This window comes from Sphingopyxis sp. Geo48, from assembly GCF_949769155.1.
GTDB lineage: Bacteria > Pseudomonadota > Alphaproteobacteria > Sphingomonadales > Sphingomonadaceae > Sphingopyxis.
Window position 1 is genome coordinate 92,248 of sequence record NZ_CATKPA010000005.1, and the last position, 20,940, is coordinate 113,187.

13 protein-coding genes are annotated in these 20,940 nt (G+C 66.3%); 2 read left to right on the plus strand and 11 right to left on the minus strand.

Features of this window, described 5'->3' with window-relative positions:
* Window positions 1–96: 96 nt before the first annotated feature.
* Window positions 97–1,647 (plus strand): amino acid permease, encoded by a 1,551-nt coding sequence (locus QOL79_RS16345; protein ID WP_204991972.1) that lies wholly within the window; start codon window positions 97–99, stop codon window positions 1,645–1,647.
* A 36-nt stretch (window positions 1,648–1,683) separates the two neighbouring features.
* Here the strand turns inward: QOL79_RS16345 and QOL79_RS16350 are convergent, their stop codons facing one another.
* From QOL79_RS16350 to QOL79_RS16365, 4 genes are all read right to left on the minus strand, one after another.
* Window positions 1,684–2,895: a multidrug effflux MFS transporter gene (locus QOL79_RS16350; protein ID WP_283420158.1), complete on the minus strand. Its 1,212-nt coding sequence runs from the start codon at window positions 2,893–2,895 to the stop codon at window positions 1,684–1,686.
* A gap of 157 nt (window positions 2,896–3,052) precedes the next feature.
* Window positions 3,053–3,355: a hypothetical protein gene (locus QOL79_RS16355; RefSeq protein ID WP_204991974.1), complete on the minus strand. Its 303-nt coding sequence runs from the start codon at window positions 3,353–3,355 to the stop codon at window positions 3,053–3,055.
* Between the two features lie 25 nt (window positions 3,356–3,380).
* The gene (locus QOL79_RS16360; RefSeq protein ID WP_283420159.1) at window positions 3,381–6,245 is read right to left on the minus strand and encodes a M16 family metallopeptidase; all 2,865 of its coding nucleotides are present in this window, start codon (window positions 6,243–6,245) and stop codon (window positions 3,381–3,383) included.
* A 90-nt stretch (window positions 6,246–6,335) separates the two neighbouring features.
* Window positions 6,336–8,489 carry an acylase gene (locus QOL79_RS16365; RefSeq protein WP_283420160.1) on the minus strand — a complete coding sequence of 718 codons (2,154 nt, stop codon included), beginning with the start codon at window positions 8,487–8,489 and terminating at the stop codon, window positions 6,336–6,338.
* Window positions 8,490–8,618: 129 nt separating this feature from the next.
* Between QOL79_RS16365 and clpB the strand changes: the two genes are divergently transcribed.
* Entirely contained in the window at window positions 8,619–11,198 is a 2,580-nt protein-coding gene (clpB, locus tag QOL79_RS16370; protein WP_283420161.1) for an ATP-dependent chaperone ClpB, read from the plus strand.
* Between the two features lie 38 nt (window positions 11,199–11,236).
* On the opposite strand, the gene QOL79_RS16375 is transcribed toward clpB, so the two are convergent.
* From QOL79_RS16375 to QOL79_RS16405, 7 genes are all read right to left on the minus strand, one after another.
* Window positions 11,237–11,515, minus strand: coding sequence for a hypothetical protein (locus QOL79_RS16375; RefSeq protein ID WP_156418589.1), 279 nt, complete (start codon window positions 11,513–11,515; stop codon window positions 11,237–11,239).
* Window positions 11,516–11,615: 100 nt separating this feature from the next.
* Window positions 11,616–13,136, minus strand: a complete 1,521-nt coding sequence (locus QOL79_RS16380) for a putative 2OG-Fe(II) oxygenase (protein ID WP_283420162.1) — start codon at window positions 13,134–13,136, stop codon at window positions 11,616–11,618.
* Complete coding sequence (locus QOL79_RS16385) at window positions 13,133–14,290, minus strand: aspartyl/asparaginyl beta-hydroxylase domain-containing protein (protein ID WP_282949052.1); 1,158 nt, start codon at window positions 14,288–14,290, stop codon at window positions 13,133–13,135. Before QOL79_RS16385 ends, QOL79_RS16380 begins: the two co-directional genes overlap by 4 nt.
* The gene (locus QOL79_RS16390) at window positions 14,287–16,290 is read right to left on the minus strand and encodes a sulfotransferase (RefSeq protein WP_282949054.1); all 2,004 of its coding nucleotides are present in this window, start codon (window positions 16,288–16,290) and stop codon (window positions 14,287–14,289) included. Before QOL79_RS16390 ends, QOL79_RS16385 begins: the two co-directional genes overlap by 4 nt.
* A gap of 87 nt (window positions 16,291–16,377) precedes the next feature.
* Entirely contained in the window at window positions 16,378–19,500 is a 3,123-nt protein-coding gene (locus QOL79_RS16395) for a TonB-dependent receptor domain-containing protein (protein WP_058455176.1), read from the minus strand.
* 257 nt (window positions 19,501–19,757) lie between these two features.
* Complete coding sequence (locus tag QOL79_RS16400) at window positions 19,758–20,684, minus strand: M23 family metallopeptidase (RefSeq protein WP_283420163.1); 927 nt, start codon at window positions 20,682–20,684, stop codon at window positions 19,758–19,760.
* Window positions 20,681–20,887, minus strand: a complete 207-nt coding sequence (locus QOL79_RS16405; RefSeq protein ID WP_283420164.1) for a DUF2093 domain-containing protein — start codon at window positions 20,885–20,887, stop codon at window positions 20,681–20,683. Before QOL79_RS16405 ends, QOL79_RS16400 begins: the two co-directional genes overlap by 4 nt.
* Between the last annotated feature and the right edge of the window lie 53 nt (window positions 20,888–20,940).

Here is a 20,940-nt window from a genome sequence, read left to right on the forward strand (position 1 = left end):
GTCACACGCCTGAAATTAAGTTGCGCTGACGCGCAGAGCCTTTAGTCTGCCCCGCCAGGAGAAGGCCCGCACCCGGGCCCCAAAGGGGAATTTTGGATGATATTTGGTCGCGTCAAATCGCTCGACGCCATCTTGGCCACCGCCGAGAAAAAGTCGCTGCACCGATCGCTCGGTGCCTTCCAGCTCACCATGCTCGGCATTGGCGCCGTCATCGGCACCGGCATCTTCGTGCTGACCGCCGAGGCCGCCCAGAAAGCGGGCCCGGGCATGATGGTCAGCTTCATCATCGCCGGCCTCGTCTGCGCCTTTGCCGCGCTCTGTTACGCCGAGATGGCGGCCATGGTGCCCGTTTCGGGCTCGGCCTACACCTACAGCTACGCCGTGATGGGCGAACTGATCGCGTGGATGGTCGGCTGGGCCTTGATCCTCGAATATGCGGTCGCCGCAGGCGCGGTCTCGGTTGGCTGGTCCGGATATGTCGTTGGCCTGCTCGAGAATCTTCTCAGCATAGACATACCCGACACCCTCGTTGCCGGCCCCTTCGACGGGGGCGCGATCAACCTGCCCGCGATGTTCATCGCCGGGCTCGTGACGTGGCTGCTCGTCATCGGCACCAAGGAAAGCGCGACCGTCAACGCGATCCTCGTCGCGATCAAGGTCACCGCGCTCACCGTCTTCATCATCCTCGCCGTGCCGGTCATGAACAGCGAGCAATTCTCGCCGTTTGCACCGACCGGCTTCATCGGCATCTCGATGGCCGCGGCGTCGATCTTCTTCGCCTATGTCGGCTTCGACGCGGTCTCGACCGCTGCCGAGGAAACCAAGAATCCGCAGCGCAACATGCCGATCGGCCTGATCGGCAGCCTTGCGATCTGCACCATATTCTATCTGCTCGTCGCCGCTGGCGTGATCGGCGCTCCGGGTCTCAGCTCGCAGCCGGTGACCGGCGCAGCGGGCGCAGTGCTCGATCCCGGCAGCCGCGAACTCGCCGCACAATGCGCAACGCGCGCCGCCGAGGGTTTCAAGGATGTCGTCTGCTCGAAGGAAGCGCTGGCGTTCACGCTCCGCGAAATCGGCTGGCCGCAGATCGGCAACCTGCTCGGTCTCGCCGCCGGCCTCGCGCTGCCGTCGGTCATCCTGATGATGATGTTCGGCCAGACCCGCATCTTCTTCGTGATGAGCCGCGACGGCCTGCTCCCCGCCGCCTTCTCGAAGATCCACCCGAAGTTCAATACGCCGCACGTGATCACGATCATCACCGGCATCGCGGTCGCGCTCTTCGCCGCCTTCTTCCCGGTCGGCCAGCTCGCGAACATCTCGAACTCGGGGACGCTCTTCGCCTTCGCGGCGGTGTCGATCGCGGTGATGGTGATCCGCAAGACCGAACCCAACCGCCACCGGCCGTTCCGCACCCCCTTGGTGTGGATCACCGCGCCGATCGCGATCGGCGGCTGCATCTATCTGTTCGCCAGCCTCGATCACAAGAGCATCATCCTCTTCCTGATCTGGGCTGCCATCGGTCTGCTGGTCTATTTCGGCTACAGCCGCTCGCGCAGCCACGTCGGGCTCGGCCATGTCGAGGTGCATGAAGAGGATCCCGACGCGCCGCCGCCGCCGGTGCCGCCGGCCCCGTCGTTCAACGGATAAGGGAAAGGGGGCTTCGGCCCCCTTTCTTTTGCGCCTTCAGTAGGGCGTCTTCGGCGCCGTTCCCGGCCGGGTGAACAGCTTGCCGCGCTCGGCCCAGAACACCAATATCAGACCCACGACGCCCGAGATCAGGAAGGCATAGGCAAGTGGCAGCGTCGTGCCGTCATATTGCTGCCCGATCAGCGCCCCGACGGTCGCCGCGAGCAAGGTCTTGGCGAAGCTCTGATACGACGACGCGACCCCGGCCATATGGCCGAAGTCCTCCATCGCGATCGATCCGAAATTGCTCCCGATGAAGCCGATCAGCCCGACGTTGACCATCATCAGCACGGTGAACATCCAGAGCGTCTCGGCGCCGCTCAGCGCGACGCCGATCTGAACGATCGAGGTCACCATGAAGGCGAAGGTCGCGCTCTGCGACACGCGCCGCGCGCCGAAGCGCTCGACGATCGCGGCGTTCGAGAAATTGGCGGTCGCAATGCCGAGCGCGACGCACGCAAACACCAGCGGGAACCAGCTGCGCGCATCGAAGATATCGGCGATGATCTGCTCGCTGCTGTTGAGATAGCCGTAGAGCGCGCCCTGCATCATCCCCGAGGCGATCATATAGCCCGCAGCGCGGCGGTGCCGCGTGACGGTCGCCCAGCCCGCAATCATCGTCTTGAGATCGAGCGGGCGCACGTCGTCGGGATGCAGCGTCTCGGGCAGGCGGCGCAGCCACAGGATCATCACCACACCCATCACCGCGAGGACGATGAAGATCGATCGCCACCCGGCGACGGCGGCAACACCTGCGCCCATCGTCGGGGCGATCGCGGGGACGATCATGAAGACGAGGAAGATCATCGACAGCCGCTTCGCCATCGCATCGCCCGAGAAGAGGTCGCGGATGACCGCGACGACGATGACGCCGAGCGCGGCGCTGATGAGGCCATGGCCGAAGCGCAGCGCAAGCAGCATCGGGAAGCTCGTCGCGAGCCCGCAGCCGATCGAGAAGGCGACATAGGCGAACAGCGCCGGGACGAGCACGCCCTTGCGCCCGAAGCGGTCCGACAGCGGGCCATAAACGAGCGACCCCGCGCCGATGCCAAAGAGATAGGTCGAGATGACATATTGCCGGTCGTTCGGCGTCAGGACGCCCAGCCCCTCGCCGATCGCGGGCAGCGCGGGCAGCATCGAATCGATGGCGAGCGCATTCAGCGCCATGACCATCGCCATCATGAACACCATTTCGCGGTCACCGGGCATGCGGGACCGCTGGGGGGATTCGGTCATTTTGTGCATTGCGGGAGGCCTATGCGCCCAAGCCGCCGCTTTGGATAGCCCCCGACCGAGGAAAAGCTATGCAAAGCAAAAGGGCCGCCCCATCCGGGACGGCCCTTTCCGTCTCCGTGCGACCCGAAAATCAGGCCTGGCGCGTGCCGGTCATCGCCATCGAACCGAAGGCGCCCGCCTTGATCGTGCCGGTCAGCGCGTCGCCGTCGATCGTCGCTTCGCATTCGAGCGTCATCGGCATCGGCACCTTCATGTTCATGGTCCAGGTCAGCTTGTTGCCGTCGACCTTGCCATTCTCGACATCGAGCGAACCCATCGCGCCGGCGTTCTGACCGGTAAAACTGTCGCCGTCGCTCTTGACGGTGAAAACCGACTTCTGGTCGCCCATCGGCGACTTGGTTACGCACTCATAGCTGCCATCGACACCGGACATAGACTCTCTCCTACTGAAACTGATGTTAGTTAGCGGGTGTCGCTATTTCCACCGGCAGGCCCAGCCCGTCAAGCTGCGGTTTGACCACCGCGGCGTCGCCGACGACGACATAGACGAGATCGCCGGTGCTGAGCGCCTTGCGCGCCGCGGCGTCGATTTCCGCGGTCGTCATTGCCTCATAGGTCGCGGGCAGCTTCTCGTAATAATCGTCGGGCCGCTGGAACTTCACGATCTGGCGAATCCCGCCGAGCACGTCGCCCGAGGTTTCGAAGCTGCCGGGCAGTTCGCGGACGCTGCCGTTGACGGTGCGCTCCAACTCTTCCTTGGTCGTACCCTTGTTGCCGAGATAGGCTTGGATGTCGCTCTGGAACTCCCTGATCGAATCGCCGGTGCGGTCGGCCTGCACCGGCGCGATCGCGACCCAGGTCAACCGGTCGCTGTCGTTCGAGATCCGCGAGCGCACGCCATAGGACCAGCCCTTGGTCTCGCGCAGGTTCATGTTGAAGCGCGACAGGAAATTGCCGCCGAAGATATCGTTCGCGGCGCGCAGCGGTTCGATCTCGTCGCTGCCCTTCACGGTCAGTACCTTGCCCGCCATGATCACCGACTGCGGTGACTTCGGCCGGTCGAAGAGCAGGATGCGCGGCTTCGGTGTCGGCACCGGGGTTTCGAAATGCTTGGCACCCTTGGCCGATGCGGGCGCCTTCCAGTTGCCGAAAGCGGCATCGAGCTGCTTCGTCACCTCTTTCAGCGTGGTGTCGCCGACGACGAAAATGCGCGCATTGTCGGGCCGGATCCATGCCGAATGGAAGGCCGCGAGCTGGTCGCGCGTCGCCGCGGTCACCGCCGCCGTCGTCCCGAGCCCCGACGGCGGAATGCCATAGGGATGATCAGCGCCGTACAGCACCGGCATCAGCACGCGGCTCGCGATCGCGTTGGGGTTGTTGAGTTCGGCCTTGAGGCGATTGAGCTGCTGCGCACGGACGCGGTCGAGTTCCCGCGCGTCGAACGCCGGATTGCGGATATAGTCGGCAAGCAGGCCAAGCGAGGCGCTGAGATTGGGCTTCAGCGCGAACAGGCTGAACACCGTCTCGTCGGCGGTCGCCGATCCGTCGATCTGGGCGCCGAGGCGCTCCTTCGCTTCGGCGAAGGCGATCGAATCGCGGGTCGTCGTCCCCTCGTCCATCAGGCTGAGCATCAGCGACTGAGTGCCGAGCGCACCCCGCGGATCGGCGGCATAACCGGCGTCGAAACTGACCGCGACATTGACCGTCGGCACGGTCGCGCGGCGCGCGAAGACGACTTCGATCCCGTTCTTGAGCTTCGCGCGCTCGATTGCCGGGAAGTCGAGCGCTTTGAGGTCGGCGACCGCCGGAAGCTGCGAGCGGTCGGCGAACGAAGTCGCCGGACCCACATCGCCGAGATCGGGGTTCCAGTAGCGGTCGGGCGCAACCGCGCTGACCTTGCCTGCCGTGACCGCGCCGCCGCGGTTTTCGCCGCCCTCGGTGCGCTCACCGGGCGTATAGGTAAGCGAGAAGGCCGGGCGCGACATCCATTTGCGCGCGACCGCGGCGGTCTGCTCGGGGGTCGCCTTCGCCAGCCGGTCGAGCTCGACCTTGTAATAGGCAGGATCGTTCGAATAGAGCGCGCCTTCGGCCAGCGTCACCGCCTTGCCACCGAAACCGCCGACCGATTCGAGCCCCGCGATCGTCCCGCCGAGATAGCTCGCGGCGGCGCGCTGCAGTTCGTCGGCGGTCGGCCCGGTTGCGAGGAATTTCGCGATCTCGGCGTCGAGCTTGTCGCCGACCACCTTCGGATCGACGCCGGGCTTCACATCGGCCTGGACGATCAAGATGCCGGCATCCTCGAAGGTTTGCGCGCCCGCGCCGACGCTGACCGCGACCGGATCCTTGCGTACCATCGCATTGTCGAGCCGCGACGAGGAAAGCCCGCCGAGTACAGCCGCGGCCATCTGTAGCGGCACCGCCTCGGCATCGTTCAGCCCCGGGATCGCCCACATGCGATAGATGCGCGTGGTGGGCACCAGATCCTTGACCTCCTTCGCGAGCGGCGCGGGCAGGGTCGGCACCGATGCCGGCGGCGCCTTCACCTCGGGTCCGCGCGCGATGTCGCCGAACCATTCCTGCACTTTGGCCTTTGCCGTGGCGACATCGACGTCGCCCGCGAGCACCAGCACCGCATTGTTCGGGCCGTAATTGTCGGTGAACCATTTCTTCACATCGGCAAGGCTCGCCGAATTGAGGTCGGCCATCGAGCCGATCGTGCTGTGGTGATAGGGATGCCCCTTGGGAAAGAGATTCTCGAAAATCTCGTAGCGCAGCAGGCCATAGGGGTTGTTGTCGCCCTGCCTTTTCTCGTTCTGGACGACGCCGCGCTGGTTATCGAGCTTCTCCTGCGTCACTGCGCCGAGCAGATGCCCCATGCGGTCGCTTTCGAGGAACAGCGCGCGGTCGAGCGCGCCGGTCGGCACCGTCTCGAAATAATTGGTGCGGTCGAAGCTGGTCGTGCCGTTGCTGTCGGTCGCGCCGACCTGCTGCAGCGGTTCGAAGAAATCGCCCGGTGCATTTTCCGAACCGTTGAACATCAGATGCTCGAACAGATGCGCGAAGCCCGTCTTGCCCGCGGGCTCGTGCTTCGACCCGACGCGGTACCAGACCGACACCGCGACGACGGGCGCCTTGCGATCCTCGTGGACGATGACGCGCAGGCCATTGTCGAGCGTGAAGCTCTGATACGGAATGTCGACCGCCTTCACGAGGTCGGCGACGGGCGCGGGTTTCGCCTCCTTTGCCTTCGCGAGCGCGGGGCCCGCGGCGACGAGCGAGGTCGACAGGGCGAGGACGAGGGCGGCACGGGGAAAACGGGGCATGAACTTCCTCTTGAAGCAAGGCCGCGCGAACGCGCGATCGGGGTGCCGGACGGCACTGTATCAGCGGTTTAGGACGGCGCTTCGCGGCTTTCAAGGCCGATAGAAGCGCGCTCCGCTGGCTTTCAGCGCCGCCGGATCGAACAGCACCGGCTTGAGCTTGTGCTGGACGAACAGCTTTGCCTGGTCGTTATAGTGCGGGCTATCGGGCCGCGTCGTCGCCGCGCCGAAGGGCTGGACCGATTCCGACCGCACCTTGCCCGCCGCGTCCCACGTCACGAACATGATGAAGCTGTCGCCGTGGCGCACCTTCAGCCGCCCGTCGGGTTCGACATCCCACAAGGTCGAGGCGCGCACCGTATCGTTGCCGCCGTCGAGCGGCAGGTCGATGCGATGCGCGCCCTCGCCATGCCGTAGCCGGAGCACGGTGCCGAGCTTGGGATCGAGTCCGGCAAAATGCTCCTGCAGGTGATTCACCGTTTCGGTCAGAACCTGACGCGGATCGGGGTCGGGCTTGCGCTGATAATGGCTGCCGTTGGCGGGGCGCAGCACCATCAGCGCGAGCGCATCGCCCTTGCCCTTGCCGTCGAGGTTCCAGTCCCACTGGCGGAGCAGGCCCTGCGCCTCGGCCAGCGCCCGATCACCCTTGGTATCGAGCGCAAGCAACCGGTCCATCCACGCCTTGGCGTAGCCGGTCTTCGCATAGGCGGTGTCATACTTGATCGCCTTCAGCCGCGCCTCGTCGATCTCGCCCGATTGCTCGAACAGGGTGATCAGCCGCGTCGCGCGGTTGGTCATGTCGTCCTCAACCCCGAGCAGCGGCGAGAAGGCGGCGGCATCGAGCTCGTCGCCCGGCCCCGCCGCGACCCACGGCGTGTTGTTCGCGTTCATCACATAGCCCGAGCGCGGATTGACCAGCGCGGGGACGCGGTCGAACGGCAACGTCTTGGTCCAGACGTCTGCCGAGGTGTCGCCCGGCAGGATACCGCGCCAATTGTAACCGGCGGGCCGATCGGGGAACATCGCGTTGTAGAAAAGCCCGATATTGCCCTTCGCATCGGCGTAGATGAAATTGGTCGCGGGTACGCCCTGCCCCGCCATCGCCGCGCGCCATTCGGCGAAATTCTTCGCCTTGTTCAACCGGTAATATTGGGTGACCATCGCCGACTGATCCATGCCGGCATAGCGGATCGCGAAGGCACCCTTGTCGTTCTTGATCACGGGCCCCTGCACCGAGCGATAGATCGTCCGCGGCACCGGGATCACCAGCGGTCCATATCTGACGCGCAGCCATATGCGCTCTTCCTCGAGCGGCAGCCATTTGCCGTCGAAGCGATATTTCTCGCCGCTTTCGTCGAGCGCCAGCTTGTAGATATCGATCAGGTCGGGCCGGTTCACGGTGTTGGTCCAGCCGAGATATTTATTGTGCCCGAGGAAGGGATAGGGCGAGCCGGGGAAGTTCGCGCCCGCGAAATCCCAGCCCTCCTGACTGTGGACGACCAGTTCGTACCAAGCGACCCCGCCGGTCCACGGCTGGTGCGAGTTGGAGACGAGCCGCGTTGCGCCGTCGGTCGCGCGCGACGGCGCCACCGCGATGCCGTTCGAGCCGTTCGCTTCGGGATCGCGGCCGACCGGAGTCAGCTCGCGCGGCACCAGCTTGCCCTTCGCATCGAGCGACGGCCCGCCCTCGCGGCCCATCGGCTTGTCGCCGGTCAGTCCGCCGAGCACCGAATCGAGCCCGAAGAAGAAGGGCGATCGCAGCACGAAGCCCGCGACGACGTCTTCGCCGGTCACCGGGAACAGCCCCGACAGCCGCACCTCATCGGGATGCTTGTCGGCATAATGGTTGAGCCCCGCCGCATAAGCGGTGAACAGCGCCTGCACATCCTTCGGCAGCCGCGGCCAGTCGCGCGCGGTCGTCGCCCGCACATCGAGCAGCGCCGCGGCATAATCGACCTTCGCGCCATCCTCGCCAAGCATCGCGCCGGCGCGCCCGCGCGTCATCGCCAGCACTTCCTGCAGCGTCGAAAAATCATCCTCGGCGTGGGCGTAAGCGACGCCATAGGCGACGTCGGCGTCGGTCTTTCCGAAGATGTGCGGCACGCCATATCTGTCGCGCGCAATCTGTACGTCGGCCGGCCGGAACTCGGTCGCCGTCGGCGCCTGTGCCGTCAGCGGCTCCCAAAGCGCAAGACCGGCGAGGATCGCCACGAACAGGATCAGGACGCCGACGAAAAACTTGCGCATCCGCTTTTCTGCTCCATTCGATATCGATGATGCCGACCTCATGGCCTAAATTTCACGGCGCGAAAAGCCATGGCCTTGTGTTGCAAAATGGCAACACTATCTTGGTGGCGAGAAAGGGGCTTAATCCACATGAACCTCGAAAAATTCACCGATCGCGCCAAGGGCTTTTTGCAGGCGGCGCAGACGATTGCGATCCGCATGAACCACCAGCGGATCAGTCCCGAGCATATCGCCAAGGCGCTGCTCGAAGATAACGAAGGCATGGCCGCCGGCCTGATCCAGCGCGCCGGCGGCGATGTGCCGCGCGCGGTGCAGGGTATCGACGCGCTGCTTGCCAAGGTGCCCGCCGTTTCGGGCTCGGGCGCGCAAGCGACGCCGGGGCTCGACAATGACGCGGTGCGCCTGCTCGACCAGGCCGAACAGCTCGCGGCCAAGGCCGGCGACGGCTATGTCACCGTCGAGCGGTTGCTTCTGGCGATGGCGCTCGCTCCGTCCAGCCCGGTCGGCAAGGCGTTCGCCGATGCCGGCGTGACGGCCGACGCGCTCAACAACGTCATCAACGAACTGCGCCGCGGCCGCACCGCCGACAGCGCGGGCGCCGAGGACAGTTTCGAGGCGCTCAAGAAATATGCGCGCGACCTCACCGAAGTCGCGCGCGACGGCAAGCTCGACCCCGTGATCGGCCGCGACGAGGAAATCCGCCGCACCGTCCAGATCCTTGCGCGCCGGACCAAGAACAATCCCGTCCTCATCGGTGAACCCGGCGTCGGCAAGACCGCGATCGCCGAAGGCCTTGCGCTGCGGATCGCCAACGGCGACGTCCCCGACAGCCTCAAGGACCGCCGTCTGCTCGCGCTCGACATGGGCGCGCTGATCGCGGGCGCCAAATATCGCGGCGAGTTCGAGGAGCGCCTCAAGGGCGTGCTCGACGAAGTGAAGTCGGCCGAGGGCGAGATTATCCTGTTCATCGACGAGATGCACACGCTGGTCGGCGCGGGCAAGTCGGACGGCGCGATGGACGCGTCGAACCTGCTCAAGCCCGCGCTCGCGCGCGGCGAGCTCCACTGCATCGGCGCGACGACCCTCGACGAATATCGCAAATATGTCGAAAAGGATCCCGCGTTGCAGCGGCGTTTCCAGCCGGTGTTCGTCGGCGAGCCGACGGTCGAGGATTCGATCTCGATCCTGCGCGGACTCAAGGAAAAATACGAGCTGCACCACGGCGTACGGATCACCGACGGCGCGATCGTCGCCGCCGCGACGCTGTCGAACCGCTATATCTCCGACCGCTTCCTGCCCGACAAGGCGATCGACCTGATGGACGAGGCCGCGAGCCGCATCCGCATGGAGGTCGAATCGAAGCCCGAGGAGATCGAAAATCTCGATCGCCGCATCATCCAGATGAAGATCGAGGAAGCGGCGCTGTCGAAGGAAAGCGATGCGGCGTCGAAGGACCGACTCGACAAGCTGCGCGCCGAACTCGCGAACCTCGAAGAACAGTCGGCGGCGCTCACGCAGAAATGGCAGGCCGAAAAGGACAAGATCCACGCCGAGGCGAAGATCAAGGAGCAGCTCGACGCCGCCCGCTCGGCGCTCGATCAGGCGCAGCGCGCCGGCGACCTCGCGAAGGCAGGCGAGCTGTCATACGGCACCATCCCGAGCCTCGAAAAACAGCTCGAGGAGGCACAGGCCGTCGTCGGCAACGCGATGCTGCGCGAGGAAGTCACCGCCGACGACATTGCCGCCGTCGTCAGCCGCTGGACCGGCATCCCGGTCGACCGGATGATGGAGGGCGAGCGCGAAAAGCTGCTGGGCATGGAGGAGACGCTGGGCAAGCGCGTCATCGGCCAGGACGAGGCGGTGCGCGCCGTCTCGACGGCGGTGCGCCGCGCGCGCGCCGGGCTGCAGGATCCGAACCGGCCGCTGGGCTCGTTCCTCTTCCTCGGCCCGACGGGCGTCGGCAAGACCGAGCTCACCAAGGCGCTCGCGCGCTTCCTGTTCGACGACGACAATGCGATGGTCCGCATCGACATGTCCGAATTCATGGAAAAGCACGCCGTGTCGCGGCTGATCGGCGCCCCTCCCGGCTATGTCGGCTATGAGGAAGGCGGAGTGCTCACCGAAGCCGTCCGCCGCCGCCCCTATCAGGTCGTGCTCTTCGACGAGGTCGAAAAGGCGCATGGCGACGTGTTCAACATCCTGCTCCAGGTGCTCGACGACGGGCGCCTGACCGACGGACAGGGACGCACGGTCGATTTCACCAACACGCTGATCATTCTGACGTCGAACCTCGGCAGTCAGGCGATCGCGGCGCTGCCCGACGATGCGCCGGTCGAGCAGGCCGAACCCGCGGTGATGGAGGTGGTGCGCGCGCATTTCCGGCCCGAGTTCCTGAACCGGCTCGACGAGATCGTGCTGTTCCACCGCCTCGCGCAGCAGCATATGGGCGGGATCGTCGATATCCAGGTTGCGCGCGTCCAGAAGCTGCTCGACGACCGCAAAGTCACGCTCGAGCTCACCGACGCCGCGCGCGCGTGGCTCGGGCGGGTCGGCTATGATCCCGTCTATGGCGCACGGCCGCTGAAACGCGCGGTGCAGAAATATCTGCAAGACCCGCTCGCCGACCTGATCCTGAAAGGTGACGTCCGGGACGGCTCGACGATCAGGGTCGACGAGGGTGACGGCGCGCTGAAACTGACACCGGCATAAGGTAGAGGGCGTCCCTCCGGGAGGAGGGGCGCCCTTTTTTACTGGCCGATGGCGCCGCGCTGAACCTGCACGCGCTCGATTTCGCCGCGCGTCTCGTTGCGGGCATCGGCCCATTCCGCGCGCGTCCGGCAGACGCGGACCGACTTCAGGCGGCTGCCCAGCACCTCTTGCTTGCGACAAACGACCTCATTGGGGTCGAGCGCCTTCTTGCCCTTGCTGGCGGTCGTCGACGATTCGGCGGCACCGGCCGCGGCGGGGATCGCGAGCGCAGCACCGAGCAGCGCGGCACCGAGCGACAATGATCGAACGTGGGACATGGGCTGAACCTTTTTCATCGTTCCGCCGCGCAGCTTATGCGCGGATTGCCGTCCGGCCAAGCCATTTGCGACGGGTGCCTGTGCCATTTTCCGTACCGTTTCAGCGCGGCGGCGCCACATCGAAGGCGACAGTGAGCCGTTCCCCTTCGACGAACGGCCTGGTCCCGTGCCACATCCATGAGGGAAACAGCACCAGCCGCCCCGCGACGGGCTCGACCATCCGGGTCGGTGGCAGGTCGAGCCCCAGCGCCGCCTGCGGCTCGCCCAGCGTCAGCCAGCCCGCCTCGGGCGCATCGCCGGGGCGTTTTTCGGGCAAGGCGACATAGAGCGCCGAACTGATCCACCCCTGCGGATGGACATGGTTTTCGTGATATCCCGCGCCGCGCAGCCGCACCGACCAGCTTCCGGCAAAGCGCCGCCGCCGGTCGCGCCGGACCCCAAGCAGAGGATGCGCAGGATCGGCTGCGGGCAAGGCGGCTAGGTAGGCGTTGACCGCCCCGACCACCGCGGCGCGGAGCGCCTGCGTCACGGGATCGATCCGGCTGAACAGCGGACCGTCGGTCTGCGTCCCACCGCGCACCGACTGGTCAAGATATTCGCTCCGCGCGACGTGCAGCGTCCGCAGGTGCGCCGCCAGCGCGTCCAGCGGCGGCAGCCGGTCGCGAAAGTCGAAGGTCCGCACGAAGCCTGGATCGCCCCCAAGCCACGCGTATCTCGGATCGTCGGTCAGCCGCCAGAGCAGCAGCGCATAGGGCCAGACTGCCGCGCGCCGCGCACCGCCTGCCTCGATCTCGGCGTCGACGATCGGCCCGGCTTGCGTGAACCGCCCGCTGCGCAGCAGGTGACGCACCTGCCATATCCGCGTCCCGATCCGCATCGCTTCGTCCGGTAGCGCCTCGAACAGCCGGTCGGCGCGATCGGCCTGCCCCAGCTCGGCGGCGGCGATCGCGGCGTGGTCGGCAACATCGGCTTCGGCGACGCCCGCCGCCACGGCGCGCGCGACGACCTCGACTTGCGCGATATGATCCTCGCGCTGGAGGTGTAGGTCGAGCAGGCCGCGCCACAGCGCCGCCGCGCCCGGCTCCTGCGCCAGCGCGCGCTCGAAAGATGCGGTCGCCGCCTCGCGCCGCCCCATCAGCGCGCGCAGCTGCGCGAGCTGCATATGGCCTTGCAGCCACAGCGGCACCTGCGCCACGATCGCGTCGAGCGCCGCCTCGGCCGCCTCGCCCTGACCCGCCGCCCAGCGCGCCGCGGCAAGGCCGATCAGGACATCGCCGTTCGGCGGCCCCAGCCGCTCGGCCGCCTCGAACAGTGCCACAGCGTCGAGCCCGGCTTCGAAGGCAACCCGCGCGCGGCCGTGCGCAATGCTCGCATCGTCCGGCGCCAGTCGCGCCGCCTTCGCGAAACTGTCGATCGCATCGGCGTGCGCGTCGAGCCCGCGCTGCAACAGCCCCGCCCATTGCCACAGCCGCGCGGTATCGGCCCGCGACGCGGCAGCGAGGACGAGCGGCAACGCCTGTTCCTCCTCGCCCTCGTCGAGCGCCAGCCGTGCAAGATCGGCGATGTCATCGGCGTCGGCCTGCCCGCGCCGCGCCGCGGCGAGCCGCGCGGCAAAGCTCACAGGCTCTCCGGCACGGCGTCGGGCGCACTGCCGATCATCGCCGCGACCGCCGCGCGCTCCGCAGGGCGGAGATCGGGGTGCCAGAGGTCGAAGATGAAAACGACGCGCAACTGCTCGCTCGGGTTCATCGCCTCATGCTCGATCGTGTCGTCGAAGACGAACGCCTGCCCGCGCTCCCAGTCGCGCGTCTCGGCGCCGACGCGGAACCAGCAGCCATCCGGTACGACGAGCGGCAGGTGGCAGACAAGGCGCGTGTTGTTGTAGCCGACGTGCGGCGGGATCGCGGTGCCCGGCGCGAGCAGCGAAAACAGCGCGTTGGGCGACGCCCCCGCGATCTCGGGCTGGTCGACCAGCCCCAGCAGTTCCATCGTCCGCGGGCAGTGGCGCGCGTTCGCCTCGATCCGGCGGCCGTTCCGCCACAGGTGGATCGCCGTCCAGTCGGGATTGTGGTTGAGCGCCCGCCACTGCGCGAGCGGCTGGTGCGCCGCATATTGGACATAGGGGACGAGCTCGGCGCGCTCGGCCGCCATCACCGCGGCCAGTTCCGCCGCGATCGTGTCGGTCGCGGCCTCGATCTCGGCGAGCCAGGGGAAAAGGCTGCGCGGATGAAATTCGCGCTCGGCAAGCCCCGGAAAATGGAAATGCGTCGGTTCGCTGTGATAGACGCGCGTCCGGCGCAGCGCATTGCTGCGAAAGCGCGCGATCCGCGCACGCTCTTCGGCATCGGCACGGCTTTCGGCCTCCGTCGTCCGCGCCGCCCAATGCGCCTCCTTGGTGTCGAGCCACGCCGCATGTTTGCGCTCGCCCTCGGCCAGCACGGCAGCGAGCTGCGGCGGCAAGGCATCCGCGGGCTTCTGCGCGATCGCATGCCCCCACGCCTCGCCCGCGCCGGGATCGCCGATCCGGTCGAGCAGGCTCGCACGCATCATCAGCGCGGTGAAGTCGAGCGGCGCGAGCGTCAGCGCGCGATGCACCGCATCGAGCGCGACGCGCGGACGTCCGGCCGCGCGGTGCGTCCCTGCGAGCCGGAGCAACACCGGAAAATCCTCGCCCATCGCGAGCGATTGTTCGAGCAGCGCGGCGGCGCGCGCGAAATCCTGTGCCGCGAGCGCGCGATCGGCTTCGGCGACCAGCGCGGCGCGGTCGGCGCTCACAGGCTGTATCCGAATTTTCGGACCCACGGCTCGAGGATCGGGAAGATCGGCTCCAGATGCTTGCGATAGCCCTCCCATCGCCCGGCGGCGCGCTTGTAGATCGGCTCGACGACCTGCGCATAGCTTGCGGTGGTGATCAGCCCGCGCTTCTTCGCGGTCGCCTGGTGGTCGAGCACCTCGTCGCGCCATTCGAGCCCGAGGAAGTCGAACAGCGGCCGCACTTCGGCGCCGACATCCTCGACCAGCCGCTCATAGACGATCGTGTGGACCTTGAGCGGGAACAGCGCGTTCGCGCGCTCCCAGTGCGAAAAGGTGAGGTCGTAGAATTCGGCCGCATCCTCCAGCCGCAGAAAGTTCGACATCGCGTTGTTGAGCCGGAAATTGCTCATGAAGCAGCTCAGCAGCACGTCACACGGATGCCTGAGCGCGAGGATGAAGCGCGCGTTCGGGAACAGGCGCTGGATCAGCACCGCCTTGGTCAGGAACAGCGGCGACTTGTCGATCAGCATCTTGCCCGGCGCGATCGGCTCGGGTGCGACTTTGGCGATCTCGTCCCAATAGAAACGCCGTGCGTCGGCCACAGCAGCCGCGTCGAGCCCCGGGATCGCGGCCGTCCCGCCGACATGTTTTTCGGTGAGGTTCAGCGGCGGCTGTTCCTCGAGCACCACGGTGTCCGGATGTCCCATCAGGATGGTGTCGAGCAGGGTGGTCCCCGAGCGCGGGAAGCCGAGCAGGAAGACCGGATCGGGCCGTTCGTCCCCGCCCTCGACAGCGGGCCAGCTTGCCGCCCATTCGTGGGTCATGAAAGCCAGGTCGTCGCGCACCTGCGCGCGAAGCTCGGCCGAGCGCTCGAGCGGATTGGTCTGCGATTCCTGATGCAGGCGGTTCGTCTCGCTGAACGCCTCAAAGGCTTCGTCGACGCGGCCCAGCCGGTCGAGAAGCTGTCCGCGCAAATGCGTCGTGCGCTCGCGCTGAAGGTCGGGCGGCACCAGCGCGAGACTGGCCAGCGCCTCGTCGAAACGCTTCGCACGGCGAAATTCAAACGCGCGCATGAAGGCGAGCGTGCCTTCGTCGATGCCATGCGCCTCGGCGCGCGCAATCAGCGGCGCGAACTCCTCCTCGCGGTTGCTGTGCTCGAACTGGACGGTCAGCCCGACATAGGCATCGACCACCGTCGGGTCGAGATCGAGCACCTTGCGAAACGCCTGTTCGGCCTCGTCGACGCGATTGATCAATCCGCATTCGACGCCAAACTTGAGCTGGAGATTGGCATTCTCGGGATCGCGGACAATTGCGGCTTCGAGCGCCGCCATCGCCTCGTCCTGCTTCCCCTCCTTCTTGTACTGCACATACAGCTCGTGCAGCGCGCGCGCGTCGTCGGGAAATTCCTCCGACGTCCGGCGCAGCAGCGCTTCGGCCTCTTCTACGCGGCCGACCGAGCGCAGCGCGACGGCGAGATTCAGGCGCGTCGGCGGGGCGTGCGGGTTGAGCGCCATCGCCTTTTCGAGCGCGGTCACGCTGCCCTCAAGGTCGCCGATCGCCGACCGCGCATTGCCGAGATTGTTCCAGCTTTCGAAATCGCCGGGCTCGCCCGCGACGACATGCTCATAGGCCTCGACCGCGGTCGGAAAATCCTCGAGCGATTGCGCGACGAAGCCGCGATAGCGCGCGATGCGCAAGGTCGGATCGGTCTTGGCAAGGTCGGCCGTCGCGACCGCCAGCGCCGCGGCAAGGTCGCCCTTCTCGATCAGCACCGCGATCAGGTTGCATGCGATCGTCGTGTCGGTCGGGCGGGCTTCGTGCGCCGCCTGCAAATGGCGCGCCGCCGCGGCGAGGTCGCCCGAGCGCGCTTGCAACATGCCGAGAAAGGCGTTGAGCGCGGCCTTGTCGCCGCCTTCGGACAAGGCGTCCTCGGCAAGCAGTTTCGCGCGCGCGACGTCGCCGGAACGGGCGGCGCCCACGGCTTGTCGCAGCGCGTCGGCAGTTCTGGAATCGAGCATCTCGTCTTGGTCCACCGGTTCGAATCAAAAAAAGGGGCGGCCGGTCCTGCGACCCGCCGCCCCCTATCTTAGGACGAATTCCGGACCTTAAAAGTCCAGCGTCACGCCCGCGTAGAGATACCGACCGAGGGCATCGTAGGTGCCCGGGTAGGTGTTGCCGTTACAAGGCCCGGTCGGGCAAAGGTTCGAACCGTCACGGATAGCGCTACCCGAGGTGACGAACGGCGGCTGCTTGTCGAAGATGTTGTTCACACCAAGACGGAACGTATAGCTGTCGCCGATCGCGAAGGTGCCCGCGAGGTCGAAGTAGCTGTACGACTTGATGTGCAGACCCGGATCGAAGTTGAAATCGCCGGCCAGCGACTGGCTGTCGTCCAACGTTTCGGCCTTGACCTTGCCGATGAAGCGCCACTGGAGCGAAACGCCGATGCCGCCTGCGGTCTGCAGCGTCGTGCGCAGCTTGTGGCGCCACTTCGGCAGCATCGAACCGCCGGCGGTCGTGCCGCCGCCCGAGCACACCGGACCATAGAGGCCGGCGCAGTCATAGGCTTCGGTGATGCCGTTATCGACGCGATACTTGTCGAGATAGGTACCGATGAAGCTCATCGACAGCGTGCCGAAATCGCCAATTTCATGGCTGTACGCGCTGTTGATTTCGATGCCCTTGGTGCGGACCTTACCGAGGTTCGACGGCGTGTTGTCGACATAGCCGCCCGGGGTCAGCCACAGCGAACCCGCCGCGTCGCGGTTGATCAGGCTGCACGAGAAGGGCGTGAACGTCGCGGTGGCGTTCAGCGTACAATCCTTCAGGATCGCATCCTGTGCCGGCGGCTGGATCGCATCCTTCAGCTTGATGTCGAAATAGTCGACGGTCAGCGAGAAGCGCGGCAGGAAGCTCGGCTGCAGGACGACGCCGAAGGTCTTCGTCGTCGCCTTTTCCGGCGTCAGGTCGGGGTTGCCGCCAAGCAGGCCGTTATACTGGCCGGCCGGGTTCGGCGTGGTGCCCTGACCCACCGCGAGACCCTGCGCGATACAGCCATAGTCGGTCGCGGTGACCGGCGTACCGGCGCACGGATCGCTCGAACCGGCAAGGCCGACGGTCGGGGTGGCGAACAGCTCCTGGATGTTCGGCGCACGCACCGCACGGTTGTACTGGCCGCGGAGACGAATGTCGCGGATCGGCGCGAATTCGAGCTGCAGCTTGTACGTGTCGGTGTCATACTTGCGGTCGGCGCTCGTCTTGTACCACGACTTGCGATAACCGCCGCTGAAGGTCAGCTCATAGATGAAGCTGTCCTGGATGATCGGCATCTGGGTCTCGGCAAAGAATTCATAGACCCGGAAGCTGCCCGACAGCGGCAGCGTCGCGCCGCCCTGGCCGGTGAGATCGCCGGTCTGGAAAGCATTGTCGGTCTGCAGGTCGAGCGATTCCTTGCGCCACTCGAAGCCCAGGTTGACGCCGACGCCATCGGTCGCCCACGGCGAGGTGATGCCATATTCGCCAAGCTGGCCGGTCAGCGACGCGTTGGCGACTTGTTCGGACGTATAGCCCTTCTGGAAGCCGGTCGCCGACAGATAGTTGACCGAAGCCGCGCTTGCCCCGCCTGCACCGTTGAAGATGTTGTAGGGGACGCAGTTCGGATCGCTGCCGTCGATGACCGAGCGGCAGACGGGGTCGAACGCCGCGGTGCGCGGATCGTCGATCACGTTCAGCGCGCGGCCGAGACGGGCAACCGAGAATTCGTTCGAATAGACCTGCGTGTAGTTCGAACGGCCATATTGGTAATAGGTGTCGTACGACCAGGCCTTGCCGAGGTCGCCCTTCGTCCCGATCACCGCACGATAGTTGGTGTGCTGCAGGTCGTTCTGGCGCGGACCGCCTTCGACGTTGCGGCGAAGCACCTGCAGGAACGCCTGGTTGTAGGTGTTGCCGAGCGTGTCGGTGAACACCAGCGGAGCCGCACCCGGGGTCGGGTTGTACGGCGCCGCAACCGCGGTCGGGAAGTTGCCGATATAACCGTTGATCAGGTTGGGATTGGCGCAGATGATGGCGCGCTGGGCGGCCGACATCAGCGCGTTGTCGCAGTTGATCGTCAGCGTGTTGCCGAAGTTGCCCGACGGGGCGATCTGGGCGACCGTGCGGTCGTCCATGAACATGAACTCGAGATACGGCTTGATCGACTCGTTGATCTCATAGTTCGCGAACAGGCCCGCGGTATAGCGTTCGTCGGGGCGCTGATAGTGGTTCGTCGGCGCGAAGTTGTACCGCGACGTGGTGTTTTCGAACCCGCCGCCCGGCAGGAAGCTGTACACCGTCGACGACGCCGTGTTGAGCGTCGGGTCGAACAGGATCGCCGTACCCGCCGAGTTGGTCAGCGAGCCGCCGCACTGCGGGGCACCGCCGCCGCTGTTCTGCAGCACGCACGAGCTGTAGTCGCGCTTGGCCTGCGTGATTTCGTTCGCCTTGCGATAGCCGGCATAGGCGACGATGTGGCCGCGGCCGTCGTCGAACGCCGCACCGAAGGTCGCGGTGACGTCGATCGTGCCGCCATCGGCGGTGCTGCCGCGCGGATAGCCGAAGCCGCGGCGATCGAGCAGCGGGGGCAGGAACTTGTTGCGGTTGTTGTGCTGGAACAGGCTGTACTGCGCGTCGACGCGGAAGCCCGTGAAGTCGGTGTCCATCACGAAGTTGACGACGCCGGCAACAGCGTCCGCACCGTAGGTCGCCGAGGCGCCGCCGGTCAGGACCTGGACGTTCTTCAGCAGCGCGGCCGGGATGATGTTGATGTCGGCGGCCGAACCGCTCGACGGGCTCGGGTCGCCCGGAAGCAGGCGGCGGCCGTTGACGAGGCTGAGGGTACGGGTGGTGCCGAGGCCGCGAAGGTCGACCGACGCGGTGCCGTCCGAACCGTTGGCGGTCGTCGAGTTCTGGCTCGCGAACACCGACGGCAGCGAGTTCAGCAGGTCTTCGACGCGGGTCGTGCCCTGCAACTTGATGTCTTCGCTGCTGACGACGGTGATGGGAGCGGCCGATTCGAGATTGGCCTGGGGAATACGCGTACCGGTGACGATGATTTCGTCACCCGAGGTTGCGCTGTCTTCGCTTCCCTGCGCGTCCTGCGCCATCGCCGGCGCAGCGGCCAGCAGGCCGACGCCGAGAACGAGCGGGGCAGCGCCCAGCCGCAGTGCGGAAAAATGGGTTTTCTTCACAGTTGCAGTCCCTTGCTACTGAGTTGGTTACGATACCCGAATGCGAAAAATCGGCGTCAAAAACGCATGACGAACGCACCCTGATCGGAGCGGGATGATCTTTCGTTCATCTGGAGTAAAGGGAATTCCCGGCGCGCGTGGCCGTTTCGCCGGCCATTGTGACGAATTTGCAACATGGCACCCGGCAGTGCGGAAAGATCGAATAAAGCTGCGCCAAGAAGCGCAATAAAATTACAACGAACCCTCGCGAACGGCGGTCAGGGCCGCATCGGGCCAGCCAGCTTGCCAGGGTCGAGCCGCGCATCTCGCCATTTCAGGCCCCAGTGCATATGCGGCCCCGTCGCGCGTCCGGTCTGCCCGACCGTGCCGAGCTGTTGCCCCTGCACCACATGGTCGCCGACCTTCACGTCGAGCCGCTGGCAGTGAAGAAAGGCGCTCGACAGGCCCATGCCATGATCGACGATCAGCAGATTGCCCTCGAGCGTGAAGGGCGAGGACGCGGCGAGCGTCACCACGCCGTCGGCGGGCGCGACGAAGGGCGTACCCGCGGGCACCGCGACGTCGGTGCCGCTGTGATAGGCGCCGGGCTTGCCCTGATATACGCGCTGCGACCCGAAAAAGCCCGACATGCGCCCGGTCACCGGCCAGCGGAACGCCTGCCGCCAGCCATCGGAACTCACCGGCGTCGCGCGCGCGGCGGCGATCTGCGCCAGTTCGGCGGGGCGGCGGCGTTCGAATTCGGCATCGCTCGACGCGCTGCCGCGATAGGGCGCGTTGATCGTCTCGATCCGCCAGCTTCCCGGCGCGATGCCCAGCGTGCGTTCAACCGTGCTGCCACTCGCCAGCCTCGCGACGAGGCGCGCCGAGGGCCCAGCGTCGCGGTCGAAGGCGATCAGGAAGCCGCCGTCAGGCGCCAGCGGCACCGGCGCGCCGTCCAGCGTCAACGCCTGCGTCGCGCTCGGCGCCCGCCCGACGATGACCGCCCCCTGTTCGGGAACGCCCCGCAGCGTGAAATCGGCGCGAACCGGTTCGGCGGGCGGCGGCGGCGCGGCTGCGACCGGAGCGCTCGTGACGGGCGACGGCGCGGGCCTTGCGGGCGCCTCGGATGAAGGAACACAGCCTGCGGCAATGACAAGCAGCGGCACCGCGACCATCGGCCACGGTCCAAATCTCGACGGCCTCATGCCTTATGGTCGAGCGCGGCCTGGACCGAAAGGGCGGCGGTCGCATAGGCCTCCTGCCGCGCGACCGACCAGTAACGCAGTTCGTCGAGCGCGATCGGTACGCCGCTCACCGCGCAGAGCACATGGTCGCCGGGCGACAGGACGCGAAACCCGTTCGGTCCATAGTGCAGGCGGGCGAGGCGGTTGCTGCTGGCGATCAACATGGGTCCATTCCGTAAATCTTCTCGTATCACCGTCGATATAGCATCGATGCGGC

What these genes read in the sequence shown, in the direction of transcription:
- QOL79_RS16365 (WP_283420160.1), bottom strand. Translation starts at nt 8,489, where the DNA reads ATGCGCAAGTTTTTCGTCGGCGTCCTGATCCTGTTCGTGGCGATCCTC.
- clpB (WP_283420161.1), top strand. Translation starts at nt 8,619, where the DNA reads ATGAACCTCGAAAAATTCACCGATCGCGCCAAGGGCTTTTTGCAGGCG.
- QOL79_RS16355 (WP_204991974.1), bottom strand. Translation starts at nt 3,355, where the DNA reads ATGTCCGGTGTCGATGGCAGCTATGAGTGCGTAACCAAGTCGCCGATG.
- QOL79_RS16405 (WP_283420164.1), bottom strand. Translation starts at nt 20,887, where the DNA reads ATGTTGATCGCCAGCAGCAACCGCCTCGCCCGCCTGCACTATGGACCG.
- QOL79_RS16390 (WP_282949054.1), bottom strand. Translation starts at nt 16,290, where the DNA reads ATGCTCGATTCCAGAACTGCCGACGCGCTGCGACAAGCCGTGGGCGCC.
- QOL79_RS16345 (WP_204991972.1), top strand. Translation starts at nt 97, where the DNA reads ATGATATTTGGTCGCGTCAAATCGCTCGACGCCATCTTGGCCACCGCC.
- QOL79_RS16360 (WP_283420159.1), bottom strand. Translation starts at nt 6,245, where the DNA reads ATGCCCCGTTTTCCCCGTGCCGCCCTCGTCCTCGCCCTGTCGACCTCG.
- QOL79_RS16400 (WP_283420163.1), bottom strand. Translation starts at nt 20,684, where the DNA reads ATGAGGCCGTCGAGATTTGGACCGTGGCCGATGGTCGCGGTGCCGCTG.
- QOL79_RS16350 (WP_283420158.1), bottom strand. Translation starts at nt 2,895, where the DNA reads ATGCCCGGTGACCGCGAAATGGTGTTCATGATGGCGATGGTCATGGCG.
- QOL79_RS16375 (WP_156418589.1), bottom strand. Translation starts at nt 11,515, where the DNA reads ATGTCCCACGTTCGATCATTGTCGCTCGGTGCCGCGCTGCTCGGTGCT.